This window comes from Desulfuromonas sp. TF (assembly GCF_000472285.1).
Classification (GTDB): domain Bacteria; phylum Desulfobacterota; class Desulfuromonadia; order Desulfuromonadales; family ATBO01; genus ATBO01.
The window spans coordinates 23,253-42,018 of the sequence record NZ_KI421425.1 but is presented as its reverse complement, the minus strand read 5'-3'; the positions used below and the strand labels follow the sequence as shown (position 1 = coordinate 42,018).

The following is an 18,766-nucleotide window of genomic DNA, read 5'->3' as shown; positions in this document are numbered from 1 at the left end:
GACCGCACCTTCAGGCCGCCCCCATAGGTCAGATAACTCCTATAGGACCTATGGGTCTTATAGAAGCGGCCAAAACCTAGAGACAGTCATGATGAGATTTTTGATTCTCCTGACAATTCTGCTGCTCGCTTCTCCTTCACTGGCCGCCAGCACCACCGCGCCCGAGGAGCTGAAGGACCTCTATTTCGGAGAGGCTCTGTATCACGCCTTCCAGGGGGAGTGGTTCGATGCCGTCGCCCGGCTCGACACCGAGCTGGAGCAGCACCATGGACTCGACGAGCCGGAACTCGACTCCCTTTTCCGCCACATCGGCCAGGCCGAATTCGCCGTGGGGGATTTTGAACTGGCCTACCGGATGCATCACCGGGCCGGCCGAGCAATCAAGGCGGTCATCGAGGGAAACGTAGAGGAGCCGGTGCGCAACGAGGCCATTTTCCGTCTGGCCCGGATCTACTTCCAGAAAGACCAGCCGCTCAATGCCCTGCATGCTGTGGAGCGCATCAGGGGGAGCGTGCCCGCAACCATTCGCGACGATCTCTCATTCCTGCGGGCACAGATCTTCATGGCGAACGGCCGCTTCGCCGAGGCCGCGGATATTCTGAGAGAGCTTCAGGATGCGAAGAGCCTGGAAGGCTTTACCTCCTACAACCTCGGTATCGCGCTGCTGAGGGAGGGAAAAGAGGATGAGGGGCGGCGGTTTCTCGACCGCACCGGCCTCATCGACAGCGACAGCCCCGCCACCCTGGCGATCAAGGACAAATCGAACCTCGTCCTTGGCAACAAGCTGCTGGAGGAAGACAACTTCGAGGGAGGCAAAGGGGTGCTCGACCGGGTGCGCCTGAGCGGACCGTTCTCCAACCGGGCGCTGCTCGGCTCGGGATGGGCCGACGCCTTCCGGGGAAAATTCGACAGAGCGCTGGTGCCCTGGAGCATCCTCGCCGAGCGTGAGGTGACGGACGCGGCGGTGCAGGAAGCCATGCTCGCCGTCCCCTATGCCTATGGAAAGCTGGGGGTGCACAGCAAGGCCGCACGGATGTACGGCAGCGCCCTGGAGGCGTTCGGCACGGAGGTCGACAAGCTCGGCGCTTCGATCAGGAGCATCCGCGAAGGCAAATTTCTCCGCGCCCTGGTGCGTGAGGAACTGAAACAGGATTCCAACTGGGTGGTCAGGCTCCGTGAGCTGCCGGAGGCGCCCGAGACTTACTACCTGCTCGAACTGATGGCCTCCCACGATTTCCAGGAATCCTTGAAAAACTATCTCGATCTTGAGCAGCTGCACAGGAAGCTGGATGTCTGGGAGGAGGATCTGAACGCTTTCGAGGAGATCATCGAAAAACGCCGGGCGTATTACCAGCCCCTGCTCCCTGAGACCGATCGGGAATTCCGGCGGCTCGACTCGCAGATGCGCCTGCGCCTGGAGCAGCGGGACCGTATCGAACAGCGTCTCCAGGCCATGTTGACCGCACCCAGGCCTGATTACCTGGCGACGGCGGAGGAGCGGATCTTCAGGGAACGGATTGCGGGGATGGAGCAGCCCCTGGCCGCCGTCGGAGGCGAGATCCCCGGCGAGGCCGAGGCACGGATCCGTCGTCTGCGGGGGGTGCTGGACTGGAACATTCATACCGATTACGACCGACGCCTGACCGAAGCCTGGAAGAACCTTCGGGAACTGAATCACGTCATCGATCGGTTGAACAGACAGTACACCGCCTTTGTGCGCACCCGCCAGGCCGCCACGCAAAGCTATCAGGGTTACAGCCAGTCGATCGGCCGTCAGCGGATCCGCATCGAGGAGGCCAGGGAGAACGTGACGGTGCTGAAGGCCCGCCAGGGGCATATGCTCGAAGTGATGGCCGTGAATGAACTCACCATACGCCGCGACCGGCTCGCAGAGTTCCAGATCAAGGCGCGTTTCGCCCTGGCGGACAGCTACGACCGCGCCGCGCGGGCGCAGGGCGAGAACCGGGTAGAAGGGGCGGAAGGGGTGGAGCAATGAACGCGTCGCGATACTTCATCCTGGCGCTTCCGGTGATATTGTCCGCCTGCTCGTCGCTCGACGACAGGGGAACGATCGCCCAGCTGCGTAACCGTCAGATCGAAATCAAGGAGGAGAGACTCGACGGCGGGCTCGAGAAGGCGATGGAGAGCTATCAGCGCTTTCTGAACGAAACGCCGGACTCCCCTCTGGCGCCAGAGGCGATCCGCCGCCTTGCGGACCTGAAGGTCGAGAAGGAATACGGGCTCATCACGGGGGAAGGCGAGGAGACGGACCCTGCAGCAGCGTCCTTGCCCGCCCCGGAATCCGCGCCGCGGCCGGAGGTCGCGCCTTGGGAGCAGGCCTTGGCATCCACTTCGGCGCAGGAAGAGTCCGAGGCGGCTTTTGAAGGCCGGGCGACCCGCAGCCCAAAAACGACCGGCACTGCAGGGGAGGGGCCAGTCCCCGGGGCAGGGGAGGACGATCTGGAAAGGGCGGGAGCCCTCGAGGCCATTGCACTCTATAGGAAGCTCCTCGAGGAGTATCCGTACTACGAGCGCAACGATCAGGTGCTGTATCAGATGTCCCGCGCCTACGAGGAGCTGGGGCGGATCGATGAGGCGATGGAGGTCATGGACCGGCTGGTGAGCGACTTCCCGCGCTCCCGGTACCTTGATGAGGTGCAGTTCCGCCGCGCCGAATACTTCTTCACCCGCCGGCAATACCTGGATGCCGAGGACGCCTACAGGAGCATCGTCGGCATCGGCGCCGGTTCGTCCTTCTTTCAACTGGCCCTGTACAAGCTCGGCTGGACCTTCTACAAGCAGGAACTCTACGAAGACGCCCTGCACCAGTTCATCGCTCTCCTCGACACCAAGGTGTCCGCGGGATACGACTTCGATCAGACCGAAGACGAGCCCGAACGCAAACGCATGGATGACACCTTCCGGGTCATCAGCCTGGGTTTTTCCAATCTCGGCGGCGCCGATTTCGTGGTCGAATACTTCTCCCGTTACGGCAAACGCGGCTACGAGGACAGCATCTACGGCAATCTTGCCGAATATTACGTCGCTAAGCGCCGCTACAGCGACGCCGTCGCCACATACGAGGCCTTTGCAGGCGACAATCCTTTCCACAGAAAGTCGCCGAACTTTCACATGCGGGTGATCGAGATCAATATCGCAGGGGGCTTCCCCACGCTCGTCATCGACTCGAAAAAGGCCTTCGCCACCAACTACGGTCTTAAGGCCGAATACTGGCGGCATTTCGAACCGGAGGCCCGTCCGGAAGTCCTCGGCTTTCTGAAGACCAACCTGACGGACCTGGCGAATCATTACCACGCGCTCTATCAGAACCCGCAGCGCGTCGAAGAGAAGGCGGCGAACTTCGCCGAGGCGCTGCGCTGGTACCGGGAGTTCCTCGGCTCCTTCCCGCAGGATGTCGAATCGCCGGGCATCAACTACCAGCTGGCGGACATTCTTCTGGAGAATCGCTCATTCGGGCAGGCTGCCGTTGAATACGAGAAGACGGCCTACGGCTATCCTCGCCACGAGAAATCCTCCACGGCGGGCTACGCGGCGGTTTACGCCTACCGGGAGCATCTCGGCGCCGTTTCGCCGGAGGAGCGCAAGCCGCTCAGGCTAGAGATTGTCCGCAGTTCGCTGAAGTTCACCGAAGCCTTTCCGGAGCACGAGAAGGCGGCAATCGTCCTCGGAGCGGCGGCGGACGATCTCTACGACATGGGCGACCATGAGCAGGCGCTGGCCGCCGCGCAAAAGCTCATCGAAGCCTTTCCCGGCGCCGAGACGGATATCCTGCGAGCTGCCTGGCTGGTCGTCGCCCACTCTTCCTACGACCTGCTTCTTTACGGCGAAGCCGAAGGCGCCTATGTGAAGGTGCTGGACCTGCTCCCCGAAGGCGACAAGGCGCGCAGCGCTCTGATCGACAATCTCGCCGCAGCGATCTACAAGCAGGGGGAAGAGGCGAACGCCATCGAGGACTACCGCGTGGCGGCGGATCATTTCCTGCGAGTGGGGCTCATGGCGCCGACTTCGAAGATCAGGCCGACCGCCGAATACGATGCGGCCGCGGCCCTGATCCAGCTCAAGGCGTGGAAAGAGGCGGCCGCCGTGCTGTCTGGATTTCGCGCCACCTTCCCCGGACACGAGCTGCAGCCCGAGGTGACCAAGAAGATCGCCTTCGTCTACCGGGAGGACGGCAAGCTTGCCCAGGCGGCCAGGGAGTACGAACGGATCGAGAGGGAGTCCGGGGACGAGGAGCTTCGCCGGGAGGCCCTGCTGATCGCGGCGCAGTTGCACGAGGAGGCGGGGGACAGGGCGAGCACCCTGGAGGTTTACCGGCGCTACGTGGACTATTTCCCGCAGCCGGTGGAAATCAACCTGGAGACGCGCAGCAAAATCGCCAAAATCCTCAAGGGACAGGGGGAGAGGGAACCTTATCTGGATGAACTCCGCCGGATCGTCGCCATCGAGACGGCTGCCGTTGACGAGCGCACGCCGCGGACCCGCTATCTCGCCGCGAATGCCGCTCTGGTACTGGCCGAGCTGAGTTATGAGCGCTTCGCCGGGGTCCGGCTGGTGAAACCCTTCGAGGTCAACCTGCGCAGGAAACAGGACCTGATGAAGACGGCGACGCAGGATTTCAGCCGGCTCATTGATTATGAAGTCGGGGATGTCACCTCCGCGGCGACCTTCTATCTGGCCGAGATTTACGCCCATTTCAGCAAGGCCCTGATGCAGTCCGAGCGCCCCGAGGGACTGAGCCCGTTGGAGATGGAGCAGTACGAACTGGCCATCGAGGAGCAGGCCTATCCCTTCGAGGAGAAGGCCATCGCCGTCCACGAGAGCAACCTGGAGCTGATTTCCCTCGGCATCTACAACGGGTGGATCGAAAAGAGCCTGGTGGAACTGGCCAGGTTCATACCCGCCCGCTATGACAAACCGGAAGCGGAGAGCGGCATCATCGCTTCTCTCGAGATCTACACCTTCGCCATCGACAGGCCGGAGCCGCTCGCTCCCCCGGTCGCCGAAGAGGAGGCTGCGGGTGCGACGGACTTGCCTGCCGAGTCGGCGCAGATCCTGGAACCGCCTCAGGGTGAAGAAGAGGTGCCGGTGGAGGAAGAGGTGCCGGCGGGACAACCTGTCCCGGATCCGACCGATCTGACTGATCAGGCAGATTCGGCCGAACAATCCAAAAACGAGGAGCAAGGCAATGCGGATCATTGATAAGCGGCTGTCAGGAGCACGAACCCCCGCCGGATGCGCGGCACTTTTGATGCTGTTTTTGCTCCTTGCCGGATGCGCAAGCGGCGGGAAAAAGGTCAAACAGGAGCCTGTTGAGCAGGTTCCCACCGCGGTGGAGGGACCCGCCGTGACGCGGCTGCAGGACGGCCGGGAAGGATTCGTCATCAGGGAAACACCGAGTCTGGATGCGGAGTCGCGCAGGGATTTCGACCGTGCCGTCGCCATGATGAAAGAGCGGAAATTCGAGGAGGCCGTCGAACTTCTTGAAAAAGTGATCGAGAGTACACCGGAGGTCACGGCCCCCTATATCAACATCGCGATGGCCTATGCCGCGATCGACAGGCTGGAGCCGGCCGAGCAGCATCTGAAGACGGCCCTGAGGCTGGTCCCCGAGCACCCGGCGGCGAGCAATGAATACGGTTTGCTGCTGCGAAAAAGCGGCCGCTTTGCCGAGGCCCGGGAAATCTACGAAAAGGCGCTCGCCCGTTTTCCGGAGTACCTCCCGGCGCGCAGAAATCTCGGGATTCTCTGCGACCTGTATCTCAACGACCCGGCTTGCGCCCTTGAACAGTACGAGATCTTCAGCGAGGCCGCGTCTGAAGATGAGCAGATGAAACTGTGGATTGCCGACCTGCGCATGCGGCTCGGAGGTGGGGGCTGATCAGCGGAATGGCATAGGACCCATCTATTCTGCAGATTCTGCAGGAGCTATGTGTGGAGCAGCTCAAGTCGAGAAAAAGGCAGGTTCCCAAGGGCGGCCGCAAGCGCCGCCCCTACAAGGAGGTGACTATGTACCGAGTAATGTTTCTCACGCTGTGTCTGATCCTGCTGTCGCCCTTCATCGCCATGGCCGGGGTAAGCGGATCGGAACCCAAGGAACTTTCCGGGATGTCCATTGTCGGAAACGACGAAGCTCCGAAATCGCTGTATATCGTTCCCTGGAAAAGCTCCGAGGTCGGCGTGGAGACCAGTCTGAAAATGATGCTGAGCGAAGGGGCCGCTCCGGTGGATCGGGACGTCTTCAGGCGGCAGCTCGATTTCTATGAGGTCAGCATTGCAAAATCGACCGCGTCGCCGCACGCGCTGGAACATCGGATTGACTTAGTAAACCGGTAGAGACGCCCCGCGCGACGGACTCCAGGACCGTTGACCGCGGGGATGCGACACCGTAAATAAACCAACTTCAACACGCAGGAGGAAAACCATGGGCATCTATTCTATTGTGGCGTTTTTTCAGAAGGGCGGGCTGTTCATGTACCCCATTCTTCTCGTATTCGCATTCGGCATGGCCATCGCCATCGAGCGATGGATCCAGTTGAATCGCGTCCGCAATGCCAACCGCAGGATGTGGGGCGAGGTGCACCCGCTGCTGGCCGAGGGTCAGTTCGACAAGGCGCGGGAGATGGTCGACGAGGACAAATCCACCATCGCACAGATGCTGAGCATGGGACTGGCGCGTCAGGGAGCGGTCCGGCGCCGCGAAGACATCGAGATCGCCATGGAGGAGAGCATGATGGAGATCATCCCTCAGCTCGAACGGCGCACTCCCTACGTGGCTCTGCTCTCGAATATCGCCACCCTGCTCGGGCTGCTCGGCACCATCATGGGCCTGATCGAGGCGTTCACCGCGGTGGCCAATGCGAACCCCGCCGAGAAGGCCGACCTGCTCTCCGCCAGTATCTCGGTGGCCATGAACACCACGGCTTTCGGTCTGATGGCCGCGATCCCTCTGCTGATCCTTCACGCCAAGCTGACTTCGACCACCGGTCAGGTCGTGGACAGCCTTGAGATGGCCTCGGTCAAGGTGCTGAACACCATCTCCAATTTCGCCAAACGCCAGTTTCCGGCGAGTTGACCATGGCCAGACGACATCACTCCAAAAGGCGGACGAGAGAGGCACCTGAACTCGACATCACCACCTTCCTGAATCTGATGGTGGTGCTCGTCCCATTTCTTCTCATCAGCGCCGTGTTCTCGCGTGTGACGATCCTGGAGTTGAGCGTACCGACGGCTGCGGGAGGTGCGGCTTCGGCCCAGCCGGACTTCAGTATCGAGGTGATTGTCCGCAAGGCCGGACTGGAGCTGGCCAACGGGGCAAGCGTGGTGGCTGCGATTCCGAAAAAAGACGATCAGTACGATCTGAAGAAGCTCTCCGAAATGCTCAGCCGCCTCAAAGCCGATTACCCGCAGAAGGACGACGCGACGGTCCTGATGGAACCCCAGATCGAGTATGACCATCTGATTCAGGTCATGGATACGGTGCGCGGGGTCGAGGTAAGGGATGCGAAGAGCGAAGAAGTTCAGAAGACCGTGCTCTTCCCCAATATATCGATCGGAGACGCGCCATGAGGAATTCCAGACGCATCAAACGAATGGGGCGCAACAGGAAAAAGGTGACGGGCCTGAACCTGACCTCGCTGATGGACGTCTTCACCATCCTGGTGTTCTTCCTGCTCGCCAACTCGTCATCGAGCGAGGTTCTGACCACCCCCAAGCAGATCAAGCTTCCCGATTCGGTGGTCGAGGCCAAGCCTCGGGAAACGGTGGTGGTCATGGTCGGTCCCGAGGAGGTGCTGGTCCAGGGAGAAGTCGTGATCGGTACGGCCGAACTCCTTGCATCGGAACAGGAGACGATCGGGGCGATTACCGAACGGCTCGAGCGGCTGGAACGGAACGTGATCGGGATAAGTACGAAGGCGGCCGTGGAAGCCAAGGAGATCACTCTTCTTGCGGACAGGTCGATTCCCTTCAGCGCCCTCAAGAAAGTCATGTCGACCTGTACACATTTCGGTTACGGCAGGATTTCTCTCGCCGTCATTCAGAAGGCAACGCAGGGTTAGCGTGGACGCCGTGAATACATCTATATTGACACAGGAATTGGAGCCGCTGAACGCGCAGATCGGGCAAGTTCGGGAAAAACTCGATGTGCTCGAAGGTGAGCTGCGCGTTGCAGAGGCAGAGCTCGAAACGTTTTCCGCCGACCGGCTGCGGTTCGATGCCTTGCAGGATGTCTGCACCGCTCTCGACGCGCTGGAAGAGATGGGAGCGGCTGAGCTCTTCTGGGAAGGCGTCCCGCAGGTCGCCGATACCGCCGGGCACCGTGAGAGGCTTCGGGAACGCATTGTCCGCTTTGAGGGTGAGATCCGGGGTGCCCGGGAAAGACATGAATCCCTCCAGGCGCAGGCCGGCCGGGTTTACGAGGAAATGGAGTGCCTGTACGAAGAGGTTCGCCAGGCGTACGCCCGTGAAGAGCGGCGCCTGGACGAATTCGTCATCGAGCGGGAGATCTCTGCCGTTCCATTCCGGCAGATGATCATGCCCTGGACCGGCGAGGGCGAGAGCGAAAGGCGATTCCGCCGGTTCCTGATGGTTGCCCTCTTCTGGAGCGCAGTTGTCGGCTCTCTCATCCCCCTGGTGAACCTGCCGATCCCGGACCGTTCGGCCGTCGTGGTCGAAATTCCTGACCGGCTGGCCATGCTGGTCAAGAAGGAACCACCCCGACCGGAGCCGATTCCGGAGCGGCCCAGGGAAGAGAAAAAGCCCGAGCCCGAACCGGAGAAGCCTGAGAAACCGGAAAAACCGCAGAAAAGCCCGGCAAAGGAAAAGCAGGTGAAGGTGGCGAAAGAAGCCTCGAAACCGGCCGGAACGCAGGAGGCGCGTAAAAAAGCTGAAAACACCGGCGTGCTGGCGTTCAAGAGCTCCTTTGCCGATCTCATGGACGAAACTCCCGTGGCGAAGCTCGGCGCCGAGGCCCGTCTGAACGACAAGAACATGCAGGCGGCAGGGCAGGCCCGCGCCCAGCGCTCTCTGGTGGCAATGCAGGCGAAGGGCTCCAGCGGCGGCATCGGAGGCGCCGCGGTCAGCCGCAACATCGGAGCCGGGGGCGGCGGAAAGGGTGGAAACGGCATCGGCAAAGTGGGCTTCGCGCGGGTGGAAAGCGCCGTGGCGGGTCTGGCGGAAGAGGCGGGACGGCCGCTGAGCGATGGGCCCGGTCCGGGCCGGACGGACGAGGAAATCCAGATCGTATTCGATCGCTACAAGGCGACCCTCTATCGAATTTACAACAAGGAACTCCGCAGGGATCCGACGTTGCGCGGGAAGATGTTGCTGCGACTCATCATTGAGCCGGGCGGCGAAGTGTCCCTGTGCAGGGTGGAGTCTACGGACCTGGCCTCGGCCGAGCTGGTGGCCCAGATCGTCGAGCGCGTCGAGAGGTTCAACTTTGGCCCGAAAGAAGGCGTGCCGAAGACGACCATCCTGTACCCGATCGACTTTTTGCCGGCGGGGTAGGGCGAATAACTCACCGCAAAGGCGCAAAGAACGCAAAGAAAACCTTGTTCATGGATTTCTTTGCGTTCTTTGCGCCTTGAGTAATATTTCTCACCGGTCGCGGAATTCCGCCTTCCGTTTGTTCAGGAAGGCGTTCATCCCCTCCTTCTGGTCCTCGGTGGAGAAGCACAGGCCGAAAAGTTCGGCTTCGTACCCGATGGCCCTGGCGCTGTCCATCTCCAGCCCGTTGTTGACGGCATCCTTGATCAAGCCGATGGCGACCTGCCCTTTTGAGGCGATCTTTTCCGCGAGCTTCCGGGCCTCTTCGAGCAGCTGGTCGGCCGGAACGACCCGGTTGACCAGCCCGATACGATGGGCTTCACCGGCGTCGATCATGTCGCCGGTGAAGAGAAGTTCCAGAGCCCTGCCCTTGCCGATAAGACGGGGGAGGCGCTGGGTGCCGGCCCATCCCGGGATGATCCCCAGGTTGACCTCCGGCTGTCCGAAGCGGGCCGTCTCGCTGGCGATGCGAAGATCGCAGCTCATGGCCAGTTCGCAGCCGCCGCCGAGGGCATAGCCGTTGATGGCCGCGATCACCGGCTTGCGGCAGCGTTCGATGCGGTTGAGCAGATTCTGCGCCAGCAGGGCGAAATTGCGGGCGTCCATGGGCGGCATTTTCTCCATGGCCGAGATGTCTCCGCCGGCCACGAAGGATTTCTGACCCGCTCCGGTGAGGATGATCACCTTGATGTCGGTGTTTTTCTCCAGCGATGCGAAGGCCTCCTCCATCTCCCGCAAGGTGTCGAAGGAGAGGGAGTTCATGGCCCGGGGACGGTTGACGGTTACGGTGGCCACGGGACCGGCCCGCTCCACCAGCAGGTTTTCGAATTGCATGGAATGATCCTCCTTAAAGTGGATTGAAAATAATTTTGTGAGAATGCTCTTCTAGCTCTCCAGCAGATTGACCACGGTGCGCCCCTTCAGTTTCCCCTGCAGGATGGCCTGGATCGGCTCTTCGAGTTCTTGGAGAGTGCATTCGCTGGCCGCCTCTTCGAGATGCCGCGGCTTCCATTTTCCGGCCAGATTGTTCCAGATCTGCTGCCGAGGTTCGCGGGGGCACTCGACCGAGTCGATCCCAAGAAGGCTGACGCCGCGCAGGATGAAGGGGAAGACGTTCACGGGGAGCTCAGGGGAGCCGACCAGGCCGCAGCAGGTGACCGTCCCTCCATAGCGGGTGGCCTTGAGAGCGGCGGCCAGCGTGTCGCCGCCGACGCAGTCGACGGCTCCGGCCCAGCGCTCCTTCATCAGGGGCCTTTCCGCCCCTTCCAGCACGGCTTCGCGGCTGATCACCTCGGCGGCGCCGAGGGTGGCCAGAAATTCGGACTCATCGGTTTTCCCGGTCGATGCCGTCACCCGGTACCCGGCCCTGGCGAGGACCGCCACGGCAATGCTCCCCACTCCGCCCGTCGCTCCGGTGACCAGGATGTCGCCATCCCCGGGCCGCACTCCGGACTTCTCCAGCTTGTAGACGGAAAGGGCCGCGGTGAATCCGGCGGTTCCCAGAACCATGCTTTCGCGCAGGGAGAGCCCCTCGGGCAGGGGTATCGCCCATGCTGCGGGGATGCGGATGTACTGGCCGAAACCGCCGGCGGTATTCATCCCCAGATCATGCCCGGTGACGATGACCCGGTCTCCGGGCGCGAATGCATCGCTGTCGCTGGTCACGACTTCTCCCGCGGCGTCGATGCCGGGGGTGTGGGGGTATTTTCTCGTCACTCCGGGACGGCCGGTGGCGGAGAGGGCGTCCTTGTAGTTGAGGGACGAATAATGAACCTTCACCAGCAGTTCCCCCGGCGGCAGTTCGTCGATCTTCCTTTCGATGATCCTGCGGGTGAATTTTTTCGGCTCGGTCTCCTCCACGAGCAAGGCGGTAAAAGTCTCCGGCGGCATTTTTTCCTCCTTCTGATGAGATTTGTCTGGATAGCATCAATCTTCCTCTCCCCGTCCGCTTCGCTCAACTCTGCGTCCTTTGAGATCTCAAGCGACTGAATAGAGCCGGCCGGGAGGTGGCGTCTGGATCATACTTAGCAGGTAATATCAATTTCGACAAGTGTCTTACTCGGGCCCTCGCATGTCCTCTTTTTGCCGCTTCCGCCGAAGGGCCGTGGGAAGCCACCGCTCAAGGATGGCGCTCAACTGCTCCTGGTCGAAGGGCTTTCCGAGAAAATCGTCCATACCCGCGCCCAGGCAGCGGTCCTGATCACTCTTGAGGACATGGGCCGTCAGGGCGATTATGGGAATATGCTCACCCTCGCCCCTGGATTTTTCTTCATCCCGGATGAGCCGAGCAGCCTCGAAACCGTCCATCACCGGCATCTGACAATCCATGAAGATCAGGTCATAGGAATTGAGTTTGCAGGCTTCCACCGCTTTGTGTCCGTTCAGAGCGGTTTCCACCCTCATGCCGAGATCTTTCAGCATGGCCCGGGTTACTTCCAGATTGACGGGATTGTCCTCGGCAAGAAGAACGAGTCCCCTTCTTTTCTGCTTTGGGAGAGTTCTTTTGGCCTTTGTTTCATCCGCAAGGGGCGCTTTGCCGATCTCCTGCCTCTTTAGGGGAATCGTGACGCTGAAGATCGATCCCTTGTCCGGTTCGCTTTCGCAGCTGACCTGTCCACCCATCATGTCCGTAAGCTCCCTGACGATGGCCAGTCCCAGCCCTGTGCCTCCATATCTGCGGGTGTTTGAAGCGTCCACCTGGGAGAAGGAATCGAAAATATGCTCCTGTAATTCAAGGGGTATGCCGATGCCGCTGTCTCTGACCGAAAAGCGGAGCGTGACCTGCCGTGCATCTGCTTCGACGAGTATGACCTCTATTCCAATCTTCCCATGATCGGTGAATTTTACGGCGTTGTCGATCAGGTTGTTGAGAATCTGGCGAAGACGATCGGGATCGCCTCTCAAGGCCCTCGGGATGTGGGACGGGATATCACAGGTAAGCTCCAGCCCCTTCTTGTGAGCCCGCCTGGACATGACTTCCAGAATCGTGTCGATCGCCTGGTGCAGGTCGAAATCGATTTCCTTCAGTTCCAGCTTCCCGGCTTCGATCTTCGAAATGTCGAGAATATCATTGAGGATGTTCATCAGGAACTCGCCGGAGTTGTATACGGTTTCTGCAAGCCCCCGCTGGTTCTGCGTCAGATCCGTATGCAGGAGGAGTTCTGTCATCCCCAGGACTCCATTCATCGGAGTCCTGATTTCGTGACTCATATTCGCCAGAAACTGGGATTTGGCCCGATTGGCCTCTTCGGCCCGATGAGCCTGGGTAATGGCTTCGTCCATGGCACGCTGCAGATCGTGAGTCCTGGACACAACCTCCTCTTCCAATTCCTGCCGGTGCTTTTCAACACGCGTTCTGTAATCCTGAAGCCGGGCAATCATGACGTTGAAGGCTCGACCGAGATCGGAGATTTCATCCGAGTTTCTGATTTCGATCCGGTGATCGAGTTTTCCACCGGCGATCTCGTTCGCGACCAGAGCAAGTCTCTTGAGCGGAGAGGTGATTCTCTGGGCCAGCAGCATGACGAGGGCGCTGCCGAGCAGCACCAGCACGACGGTGAAGACCAGGGTGGAGAGAAAGAACTGGTGAATGTTCCGCTCCAGATTTTTTGGACTCAGGCCCAACCGGACATAGCCGATGGTATCGGGAGGGAGCCTTTTCTGTTCCGGGAACAGTCCGGCCGGGTCGTCGAGAGAGGAAGTGAGCACGGGAGTGATCATATCGATAAAGACATCTCCGGTGACTGGATCGGTCAATCTGCTGGTCTGGATCGGATCGGCGGGGTCGAAGCCGGGAAAGGAAAAGCTCCTTGGGATGTGAACCGAGGCGTCCACTGTTCTTGACGCCAGCTTTTTCCCTTCGGCGGTAGCGATGACGACATAGGCGGCATCCTCTTCCGCAAAGACGCTGTCGAGCAGCTGCTGCAAAGAGGAATCGTCTTCGGTATAGATGGCGTACTCACTGCTCTGGGCCAGAAGTGCAAGCATGTGGTAGCCGTCGTTTTTCAGCTCTTCATAGGAGAGAGCCTTCTGATTGTAGGCGGCGTAGAAGGCGATGCCCATGGCCGTGACCACGATCAGGAGTATGGCCGATAGGTTGAACTTGGTGGCCAGTTTCAGTTTTTTACCGATTGTCACTTCAGCACCTCTCAATAAACCTGTTCGGCATCCTTGCGAACTGATGAGGAGATGTTCAGTTTCATGCGATTGGCCGCCTTGAGGTTCAAGGAGTACGTCACCTTGCGCGGTGCGACCGGCGCTATCGATCCGGCGGGCTCGCCCTGTAGAATTCGATAGGCCAGTTCCCCGCATTGGCGTCCGATGTCATGATAATCCCTGTCCAGGGAATAAAGCGCCCCGGCCTTGGTCCAGGCATGGGAGAGCCCCACGAAGGGGATGCGGTTGCGGAAAGAAAAAAGCAGAATGTGTCTGGCCGTCTGCGGCGTCAGGACGACATGGTCGCTCACTCCCCAAAGGACATCGGCCGTGTTGGCCAGGTTCTCCAGTGCCGCCGGCAATTCGCGGGGACCGGACACTTCCTGGGCAACGAGCTGGAAACCCATTTGATCCAGGATCTTTTTCGCATTTTCGATGCGACCCATGTTTTCTGTCCCGTTGTAGACCACTCCTATTTTGCGGGCGTCGGGCAGGATGCGCCGCATCCATCCTAACTGGATCTCCGGCGGGTGTTCCAGATAAACACCTGTGGTATGGGGAAAGTTTACGAGATCTTCTTCTCTCAGAATCATCCCCGCGACGATGGGAATGTCCGGGTTCTGCACTCTGGCTTGAACCAGCGCCTCGGAACCCACGGCGAATATCAATTCGACATTTTTCGTGTCCTCACTTGACAGGCCGTCGGGCAGGATTTTTATAAGGACCGGAATCTTCTTCTGTTCGAGAGAATCCCGGAAACCTTCCAGAACCTTGTCGAATGGGGGCGATTCGGTGCTGAGCAGCACCGCAACCCTCTCCGGCCCGGCGGCTTCGGAGGGCAGGCGCCAGCCGAGACCAATCCAGGCGATTACAAGGACCAGATAGAAAATGGGAAGTCTTCTCGTCAAGCGTATTCTCCGGGACCGATCTCAGAAAATATAGGTAATTTTGAGGCGTAAAATCTGCCCGTCCTGCTCAATGGTGTCCTGGCGATGCGCAGCCGACGCGGGGTCGCTGAACTTTTTGTCGAACAGGTTGTAGACGGACGCGGAGAACTCCAGCCCTTCCGCCATGTGCTGGCTGAAAAGAGTCAGGTTGGTCACAGCAAAGGACCCGGCTTCGTCATCGGTGCGCGTTTTCCTCTTCCCCACATATTGTTCCTCGATGCCGAGCAGAAATTTGTCCTTGTAGAGCGGGACAATCAGATTGAGCTTGGCCAGATGCTTGGGCGAATTGGTGAGGAGTTGATCGGTCTTCCTGTTTTTGGCCTCCTGAAAAGAGTAGCTGGCCCGTCCTTCAAAACCCGAATTCCATTTCCCCTCCAGTTCCAGTTCCACCCCCATGGCTTCGACCTCGTCCACATTATCGAAAACCAGCAATCCGTCGTCCGGGTCGAGCATCAGATTGATCAGGTCCTCTGTTTCATAATAAAAACCATTTATGATGCCGTGCAGATGGCTGCCGAGATACTGCTCAAGGACCAGTTCATAGGTGGTGATTCTTTCCGGTTCGAGATCCGGGTTCGGTTTCTGTGTTTCCAGCCCGTCGTGATAAAAGAATTCGAAGGCGTTCGGAGCCCGGAAGGCTTCGCCGTAAAGGAATTTCAGCGTGGTTTTCTCCAGAGGGCTGTAGATCAGGGCAAGCCGCGGATTGGTGGTGCTTCCGAAGGTGCTGTATTCGTCGTGCCGCACTCCGGCATTGAGGATCAGCGCGTCGAAGATCTGGTATTCGTCCTGAATGTACACTCCCCAGTTTTCGGAATCGTGCTGCTCATCCAGGTAAACCGCCAGATCGAAATTCTTCTGGTCCTGCTGGTAGTGGTTCTGGTATTCGCCGCCGAAGATCAGGGTATGTTTTTGCAGTCTCTTGGTGGCCTGGATTTCTCCCCCCCACCAGGCGCCGCGGAACTCGTCTTTGTTGATTACGATGAAGGGATCAGGGGTTGGTGAATAGTCATAGACGTAATTGCCGTCGGAGGAGTAGTAATTATAGCTGCCCCGGGCCAGAAGATCGAAATGATCGGCGAAGTGGTGCTCGTAGACCAGCTGTCCGACGCCCTGCTCGCTGATGACCCGGTTGCGCGGATCGTTGAACTCGGTGCCGTAAGCGGCGGTGGGGAATCTCTTCTCCCGGTCGACATAGGCTCCCTCCAAGGTAAAGTCGCCGAAAGCAAACTTGCCGAAGAATCTGTAAACTTCATCGTCGTCCCCGTTTCTGGCAACGCCGTGGTTGGTGTCGATCGTATCGAACTCCGGGTAGTACAGCCGGTCGTCTCCTTCGCTCTCGTACTTGGTGGCGGAAAGGAGCATCTCCAGGCCGGTTCCATAGCGGTTGCCGTAGCTGAGTCGGCCCTTGTAGGTGTCGTGAGTGCCCCCCTCGCCGGAGACTTCCAACGATTGCAGATCCCTCCCCCGCTTGGTGATGACATTGATGACCCCGAAAAAGGCATTGGTCCCGTAAAGGGAGGAGCTTGGGCCCCGGATGACCTCAACCCGGTCAATGAGATCTACATCGATGATAAAGAAGGTATCGATGTAGGCGGCACCGAAGATGCTGTCATTGAGACGCAGACCGTCGACAAGCAACAGGAAGCGGCTGTTTGAGTCGCCAGGTCGATTGAAACCACGGACACCCTGGTATTGGTTGACGCGGTCGCTGGTTATGTAAAAACCTCGAAGACCCCTCAGAATGTCAGCCAGGGTGCGATAGCCGTATCTTTTAATCTCTTCGGCAGTAACGATGCTGACCGAGGATGGGGCCTCGGTGATCTTTTGCTCGTACTTGGAGGCGCTGAAGACGGAGGGGATATCCTGGAACAGGAGGAGTTCATCTCCCACGGTGGTCATGTTCAGGTCGATATCGGAGAAGTCCGCTGCACTGCAAAAAGATCCACCGGGAAGAAGGAGGGCGAAGGTGATGGCTGCAACGTAAAGGATTCTGGATTTCATTATTTCCCCCAATATAAGATAAAGCGCATTTCACCATCAACAGGCCGGAGAGTGGTCGCCTCAAACCGTATCCAAGGAGGTTGTGGCCTCAAGGTAATCACATGGCTCGCCGAAATCGTACCAGTTTTCGATCTGGCGCAGAAACCTGATGTCTGCGAACAGGTTCTGGAGATATTGGCTCCAGCCTGTGGTTGTTCTGGCATGCATCGAAAGTTTGAAGAGATTCCGCTTTTCAGCTTCCGCACATACCGTTTGGATCAGGGCCAGACCTCGTTTGTTCCTTCTTTCTTCAGGCAGGACCTGGATCATGTCCAGATACAATCTCTCGGGATCATCTCCCATTTCCGGGTCCCAGTGCCGAAGTTCCTCATAGACATTGCTCTGCGGTATGCCTAAAAGGTAGCCGATCACCTTATGCCGGTCCCTCATTATGACATTGATATTATTCCGATCTTGCAATCCTTCTTTGTAATATGTGGCGGGCTCGGTGATCTGCATATGCGGAGGCAAAGCTTTCTTTTGCAATTCAACCAGTTGGGCGATGAGTCTTTCATCGTATCCCGTGATTATTTCGATTTTTATACTGCTCATGCAAAAGCCCCATCACTTTAATCGTCATCGGCCATCATCCGCTCGACGGCAGAATGTCCACCCTGCGACCTGTCAGCCGGTTCGGGCCAGACAATGTTTGACCCGTTGTTCCAGGTGTCCCGGATACCACGACCAATACGGTTCCCGTTCTTTCTCAATGGGTACAATGGGAACGATCAGCGGTTTAAGGCCGAAGTAGGTCTTTACTTTCTCCAGCGCGGGCAGGATGATTTCATTTGTGAAATTCTCTTCAGGGCCCTGGGAGTGAAAATTCTCAAAAAGAATACCGTGGCAGATAAAAAGAGAGAGAAGGCGATGCCAGAACAGCTTGGGTTTGCCGCCCATCTTTATCAGCCACTCCGTAATATCAGTCAGTTCAACATCAGGCATTGTTTCGGCAAGAAGTTGGCGGTGAAAATCGACAAAGTCAGTTTTCCATAGAGTTTTAGCTTCGGCAAAAGACTTCCCGTCATATTTGTTGAAATCGATCACCCGATGAGAAATGACTCTGTCCCCCCCTTTTCGGCCTTTGCCATAGAAAAAACTCATTTTGCCCAGCGCAACCTTATCCGGATTCATGGTGCAGATTTTGTCGCCTGTAAAGGCTGAGCAATACGGTTTCAAGCCCAGTTTCTTTGCCCCCTCGACAAAACAGGGCTGTTCAAAATTCGGGGTAGGCAGATGCCTTATCAATGCAGCCCTTGGCTCGTGGAGCAAAAATTCCGGGATCTCTCCGACATAGTCTTTTACCTTCTGCCGGATGGCGGGGTCGTGCCAGCGTTCCCAAACAGTTCTTTTTGCCTCTTCGAGAGTGACATACATGCTAGCTTACCTTTTTTTGGATTTCGCGGAATTGCCTGATGGAGATGCAGGCTGATGGTTCCATTCCGTTGGTTACGCCGGCTGAAAACTGCTGGTCATCTCTTCCCATCCAGTGCGGCATGAACCTGGGAATATTCATTTTCGAGCAGTGTTATCAGGGGCCGCGCTTTCGCAGTTTCTTCCGAACGGGCCAGGGCTTCCATCTCTTCACATATCCTCGCCAACCGGCTGGCCCCGAGGCTCGCGCTGCTCGACTTCAGGGCATGAGCCGCCTGCTGCATCCCCTTGCTGTCGTCCCGATCGGAGGCGTCTCGCAGACGCTGCAACAGTTTCGGGGCCTCCTGGAAATAGAGTCCAATGACTTTCTTCAGCAGCCCCGGGTTCCCCCGATCCTGAAGGATCCGGATTCGGTCCAGGAACTTTCCGTCAATGGATGCGATTTCAGAAAATGATAGGGATTCCTGCTCGTGAGGGGGATTTTCGGATCTGCCTTCCTCTTCCATTTCTGTACCTTGACTTTTCCGGGACAGCCGGAATCCCGGAAGCTGATTTCGCAGAGGGGACACTTCTAAGGTGTGTTTTTGTCAGCCATTAAAATGAACATGGTCGGGAACCATGAACGTGAATCCATACTTGCATTGTTTTAAGTTTACGTTGAAAAGGCCTGAAAAGCAAATGATCCG

The 18,766-nt window shown here is 58.5% G+C and carries 16 protein-coding genes; 8 read left to right on the top strand and 8 right to left on the bottom strand.

What is annotated here, in order from left to right:
- The first annotated feature begins 88 nt into the window (after positions 1-88).
- From DTF_RS0117905 to DTF_RS0117870, 8 genes are all read left to right on the top strand, one after another.
- Positions 89-1,996 (top strand): lipopolysaccharide assembly protein LapB, encoded by a 1,908-nt coding sequence (locus tag DTF_RS0117905; RefSeq protein WP_027716440.1) that lies wholly within the window; start codon positions 89-91, stop codon positions 1,994-1,996.
- Positions 1,993-5,220 carry a tetratricopeptide repeat protein gene (locus DTF_RS0117900; protein ID WP_027716439.1) on the top strand — a complete coding sequence of 1,076 codons (3,228 nt, stop codon included), beginning with the start codon at positions 1,993-1,995 and terminating at the stop codon, positions 5,218-5,220. Before DTF_RS0117905 ends, DTF_RS0117900 begins: the two co-directional genes overlap by 4 nt.
- On the top strand, positions 5,207-5,899 hold the full coding sequence (locus DTF_RS0117895) for a tetratricopeptide repeat protein (protein ID WP_155890866.1): 693 nt from the start codon (positions 5,207-5,209) through the stop codon (positions 5,897-5,899). The genes DTF_RS0117900 and DTF_RS0117895 overlap by 14 nt, the downstream gene beginning before the upstream one ends.
- A gap of 53 nt (positions 5,900-5,952) precedes the next feature.
- Complete coding sequence (locus DTF_RS24320) at positions 5,953-6,354, top strand: hypothetical protein (RefSeq protein WP_226989413.1); 402 nt, start codon at positions 5,953-5,955, stop codon at positions 6,352-6,354.
- Between the two features lie 94 nt (positions 6,355-6,448).
- On the top strand, positions 6,449-7,093 hold the full coding sequence (locus DTF_RS0117885; RefSeq protein ID WP_027716437.1) for a MotA/TolQ/ExbB proton channel family protein: 645 nt from the start codon (positions 6,449-6,451) through the stop codon (positions 7,091-7,093).
- Positions 7,094-7,095: 2 nt separating this feature from the next.
- Entirely contained in the window at positions 7,096-7,587 is a 492-nt protein-coding gene (locus tag DTF_RS0117880) for a biopolymer transporter ExbD (RefSeq protein WP_027716436.1), read from the top strand.
- Positions 7,584-8,078: a biopolymer transporter ExbD gene (locus DTF_RS0117875; RefSeq protein WP_035058016.1), complete on the top strand. Its 495-nt coding sequence runs from the start codon at positions 7,584-7,586 to the stop codon at positions 8,076-8,078. The genes DTF_RS0117880 and DTF_RS0117875 overlap by 4 nt, the downstream gene beginning before the upstream one ends.
- 25 nt (positions 8,079-8,103) lie before the next feature.
- Positions 8,104-9,528, top strand: a complete 1,425-nt coding sequence (locus DTF_RS0117870) for an AgmX/PglI C-terminal domain-containing protein (RefSeq protein ID WP_226989412.1) — start codon at positions 8,104-8,106, stop codon at positions 9,526-9,528.
- Positions 9,529-9,618: 90 nt separating this feature from the next.
- Here DTF_RS0117870 and DTF_RS0117865 read toward each other — a convergent pair whose 3' ends face one another.
- The 8 genes from DTF_RS0117865 to DTF_RS27405 form a co-directional block, all read right to left on the bottom strand.
- Positions 9,619-10,401 (bottom strand): enoyl-CoA hydratase-related protein, encoded by a 783-nt coding sequence (locus DTF_RS0117865; protein ID WP_027716433.1) that lies wholly within the window; start codon positions 10,399-10,401, stop codon positions 9,619-9,621.
- 51 nt (positions 10,402-10,452) lie between these two features.
- Positions 10,453-11,457, bottom strand: coding sequence for a YhdH/YhfP family quinone oxidoreductase (locus tag DTF_RS0117860; RefSeq protein ID WP_027716432.1), 1,005 nt, complete (start codon positions 11,455-11,457; stop codon positions 10,453-10,455).
- Positions 11,458-11,622: 165 nt separating this feature from the next.
- Positions 11,623-13,704 (bottom strand): ATP-binding protein, encoded by a 2,082-nt coding sequence (locus tag DTF_RS24315; RefSeq protein WP_051361442.1) that lies wholly within the window; start codon positions 13,702-13,704, stop codon positions 11,623-11,625.
- Positions 13,705-13,715: 11 nt separating this feature from the next.
- Positions 13,716-14,630 carry an ABC transporter substrate-binding protein gene (locus DTF_RS0117850; RefSeq protein ID WP_027716431.1) on the bottom strand — a complete coding sequence of 305 codons (915 nt, stop codon included), beginning with the start codon at positions 14,628-14,630 and terminating at the stop codon, positions 13,716-13,718.
- A 21-nt stretch (positions 14,631-14,651) separates the two neighbouring features.
- Positions 14,652-16,670 (bottom strand): TonB-dependent siderophore receptor, encoded by a 2,019-nt coding sequence (locus tag DTF_RS0117845; protein WP_051361441.1) that lies wholly within the window; start codon positions 16,668-16,670, stop codon positions 14,652-14,654.
- A gap of 60 nt (positions 16,671-16,730) precedes the next feature.
- Positions 16,731-17,261, bottom strand: coding sequence for a GNAT family N-acetyltransferase (locus DTF_RS0117840; RefSeq protein ID WP_027716429.1), 531 nt, complete (start codon positions 17,259-17,261; stop codon positions 16,731-16,733).
- Between the two features lie 72 nt (positions 17,262-17,333).
- The gene (locus DTF_RS0117835; RefSeq protein WP_027716428.1) at positions 17,334-18,083 is read right to left on the bottom strand and encodes a hypothetical protein; all 750 of its coding nucleotides are present in this window, start codon (positions 18,081-18,083) and stop codon (positions 17,334-17,336) included.
- Between the two features lie 95 nt (positions 18,084-18,178).
- Complete coding sequence (locus tag DTF_RS27405) at positions 18,179-18,586, bottom strand: Hpt domain-containing protein (RefSeq protein WP_027716427.1); 408 nt, start codon at positions 18,584-18,586, stop codon at positions 18,179-18,181.
- Between the last annotated feature and the right edge of the window lie 180 nt (positions 18,587-18,766).